3 protein-coding genes and 1 pseudogene are annotated in these 3,376 nt (G+C 63.1%); 1 reads left to right on the top strand and 3 read right to left on the bottom strand.

The features are described from left to right. Nucleotides 1-304, top strand: a 304-nt coding sequence (locus tag VGD20_RS15845) for a hypothetical protein (protein WP_331135363.1), incomplete at its 5' end; no start/stop codon positions are given. Between the two features lie 17 nt (nt 305-321). On the opposite strand, the gene VGD20_RS15840 is transcribed toward VGD20_RS15845, so the two are convergent. The 3 genes and pseudogenes from VGD20_RS15840 to VGD20_RS15830 form a co-directional block, all read right to left on the bottom strand. Beyond that, on the bottom strand, nt 322-2,172 hold the full coding sequence (locus tag VGD20_RS15840) for a sensor histidine kinase (protein ID WP_331135362.1): 1,851 nt from the start codon (nt 2,170-2,172) through the stop codon (nt 322-324). Next, the gene (locus VGD20_RS15835) at nt 2,156-2,851 is read right to left on the bottom strand and encodes a response regulator transcription factor (protein WP_331135361.1); all 696 of its coding nucleotides are present in this window, start codon (nt 2,849-2,851) and stop codon (nt 2,156-2,158) included. Before VGD20_RS15835 ends, VGD20_RS15840 begins: the two co-directional genes overlap by 17 nt. Nucleotides 2,852-3,170: 319 nt before the next feature. Beyond that, nucleotides 3,171-3,376: pseudogene (locus tag VGD20_RS15830) on the bottom strand (hypothetical protein); the annotation flags it as partial.

The raw sequence follows: 3,376 nt of genomic DNA, 5'->3' as shown, positions 1-3,376 counted from the left end.
CGGGATCGCCGGCAGCGCCAACGACAACGTCGCTCGCGGCGGCGTGGCCGGAAGCGAGCAGGGCAAGCAGCGGCAAATACCGCAGTCTTTGCATGGCGCGGCGCCGTGGCGCGTTTCGGTTCCGCATCGAACGGCTGTGCTGCGTCGCACCGGAATGGATCATGGCAAATTCCCCCTTGATGTCTCGATGCCTTGGATGACCGCGCCGGACGCCGTCTGGCATGCAGCGCTATCCAATTCCATGGCTGGATGGGGGACGTTGAAGCATGGCTGTGGAGGCGGCGAAATACCTGAAATCAGGTAGAGAAGATCGACCTTCTGTTAAGATTTTCCCTGCTCTGCGGATTGCGGGATGCGGAAGGTCAAGATGGTCCCGCCGGGGGCTGAACCGAGCTCGAACGTTCCGCCGAGCCGCGATGCTCGCGCGGCCATGCTTTGCAGGCCAAGCCCCGCGTCGCGGGCCGCTTCAGGATCGAAGCCGTGGCCATCGTCCCGGATCGCCAGCGTGAGCCCCGCGCTGCACGGACGCAGCGCGATATCGACCGTGCGGGCGCCGCTATGCTTGAGCGCATTGGTCAATCCTTCCTGCACGATCCGCATGAGGTCGAGGCTTTGTGCGGCGGGGAGGGTATATTCGCCCAGTTCGTCGAACCGCCAGCGGCACGATATACCCTGATGCTCGCACAAGAGCGTGAGGCGTGCGCGGAGCGGCGCAAGCCATTCCGTCAGCGGACGATCGGCTGGAAAGGCGCCCGTGGTCGTGTCGATGACAAGGCGCAATTCCTCGCGCAATTCCTTGAGGATCGACAGGAAGCGCGCCGAAGGGATTGCCTGCCCGCCATGTTCGAGGGCCGCGATATTGTTGACGAGCGTCGCGCCCATCCCGTCATGCAGATTGTGCGCGAGGCTCATGCGCTCGGCCATCCGGCTGCCCGCGAGCCGGAGTTCGTGCTGGCGATTGAGACTGTCGGACAGCTCATGCCGTGCGGCGTCGACTTTGGCCGACAACTCGTCGTTGAACTGCTCAACCCGGGTCATCGCCGAAACAAACTTCCATGCGAGGACGATCGCCATGCAGACGATCAGCATCTGCGAGGTGATGGGCGAATAATAGATATTGTCCTTCAAAAGGCCGGAAAAGGTAAGCTGATCGTGGACGCCGGCCAAAATGGTCAGGGCATTGGTGGCGTTCAGCGCCCAATGGTCGACGCGGGCGCTGCGCCGGGTCAGCACGAAGAACAGAATGATGACGCTTAGATACACGGCAAAGGCGGCGGAAGAGAGGATAAGGCGCGCAACGCCGATGTGCTGGTGCGGGACGGCGAGCATCGCGATCACGCCGAGGGCGAAACCGGTCCACAGCGATGTTTCGGTGCGCCCGAAGCGCCGCTCGAGGAAACGGATCACGAACATGCAATGACTGACGGCAAACAGCAGGAGCATGACCAGTGTCGTGCGCGACCAGCCATCGGTCGTGGCGAACGGCCACGGGCTGGTCGCGACGAGATTGAGCGAATAGCCAGCCCAAGCGAACAGCGCGAGGCTGTACCAGCCGTAAGCCGCTTCACGGCGGCGCATTAGCCAGATGGCGAGAAAGAAGGTGGCCAGCGCGATCGTGATGCCAAGATTAAAGGTCGGCAGGGTGCGGCGCAGGAAATGCGCACGATCGTAACGCGCTTCAACGACCGCGGGATCGCCGAGCGTGACGGGCCCCAGACCTGGTTGGTAGTTGGCGAATCCCGACACTTGGACGAGCAGGACATTAGTTCCTTCGTGCAAGACCGGCGGAGCGAGCAGGAAGCGGCGCGGCCTGTTCCACGACCGCGACAACGGATCGGTCAAACGCGCATCGCGCGCAATGGGGGTACCGTTCAGATAGGCTGCGCCGGCCAGGGTCCAATAGTCGAACATGACCGCCGTGGGACGCGCAGCGTCGTCCTGATTCCACGTCAGCCTGTACCAGACGGTCCCGTCGAAATCCGCCCATCGTTTCGACCAGTCATCGGGCAATGCGACCTTGCGCCAGCCGGCTTGAGGAATGGATTGTGCATTCTGCCCAGACTGCGCGGCCTCGACCGACACAAATGGGGGCAGCGCGGGCTCGGCGCCCATGCTGCCGAATGCGACGAGCGCGGCGGTCAGGACGGCGAGCCACCTAAGGCAGGAAGCCATGCGCACGCGCCTCGAAAACTGCCTCGGTGCGGGAACGCACGGCCAGCTTCTTGTAGATGTTCCGGACGTGGCACTCGACCGTGAGGCGGGACAGATTCAGGATTTCAGCGATTTCGCGGTTGGTGAAACCCTTGTTGACCATCGTCAGGATTTCGATCTCGCGCGGTGTCAGGACCGGCCGCGGGGCATTCGCAGGTGCAGCGTCCGCCTGCGCCGTGGCCGGGCCGATCATCGCCAGAATATGCCTGGCGACAAAGGGATCGATCGGCGCGCCGCCGCGCAGTATGCTACGGATCGAAAGCGTGATTTCGATATCGTCGCGTTCCTTGAGCAGATAGCCTGTCGCTCCGGCCTGCAGGGCATCGAGGATAATCTGCTCGTCGCTCCACGCCGATATGACGAGGATCTGCAGCGCGCGATCATGCTGGTGCAGATCGCGGATCAGGTCGATGCCATTGCCGTCGGGCAGCCCGACATCGATGAAGGCCATGGCAAAGGGATGCTCCGCGAACAGCCGCCGGGCCCCGGCTATATCCGCGGCGAAGGACAGGGCCTCCTCATCATAGCCGAGTTGGCCGAGGATCGACCGCAGCCGGATGTGCATCATCGGCTCGTCTTCGACCAACAGGAGCGGCGCTGGCAGAAGAGCGAAATTCGGATCGGCTGCTGTGTTGCTCAAGGAATGTTCCGATCGGACCCGTGGCGCGGCTTCGCCGCCCGACTATGCGGAATGGCACAATTGGCGCGGCCGAACATCCCTGAAATCAGGTAGGTTTGCGCCGCCGGCGCGATCGATAGCGATATCCGGGTTGCGAAGCACGTTCACTGAAGCACGAAGGCGGGCGGCTGTTTCGATTTTGCGGCCTTGTACCTGCATTGGACGGACTCGCCAACCTGTCTGCTTTTTTGGGCGAATTGTCCAGAAGCTGTCCGCCTGACACCGGCCATTAGCGCATGCGGGGTCAGCCTGCGGCCTACCCCGCTGCGCGAGACCTGTTTCAGCGTAGCGCCGCCAGCACCGCTTCGGCGAGGGGCGCGCTCGAGGCGGGGTTCTGGCCGGTCAGGAGATTGCCGTCGCGTACGACGTAGGGCCCCCAGTTCGGACCTTTTTCGTAGCATGCGCCGGAATTGCGGAGCGTTTCGGCGAGCAACCACGGGGCGTTGTCAGCGGTACCCAACTCGACTTCTTCCTCGTCGCTGAACG

The organism is Sphingopyxis sp. (assembly GCF_036402335.1).
Classification (GTDB): Bacteria; Pseudomonadota; Alphaproteobacteria; order Sphingomonadales; family Sphingomonadaceae; genus Sphingopyxis.
Note: the sequence above shows the minus strand (reverse complement) of the source record. Positions and strands in the feature narration are given on the sequence as shown.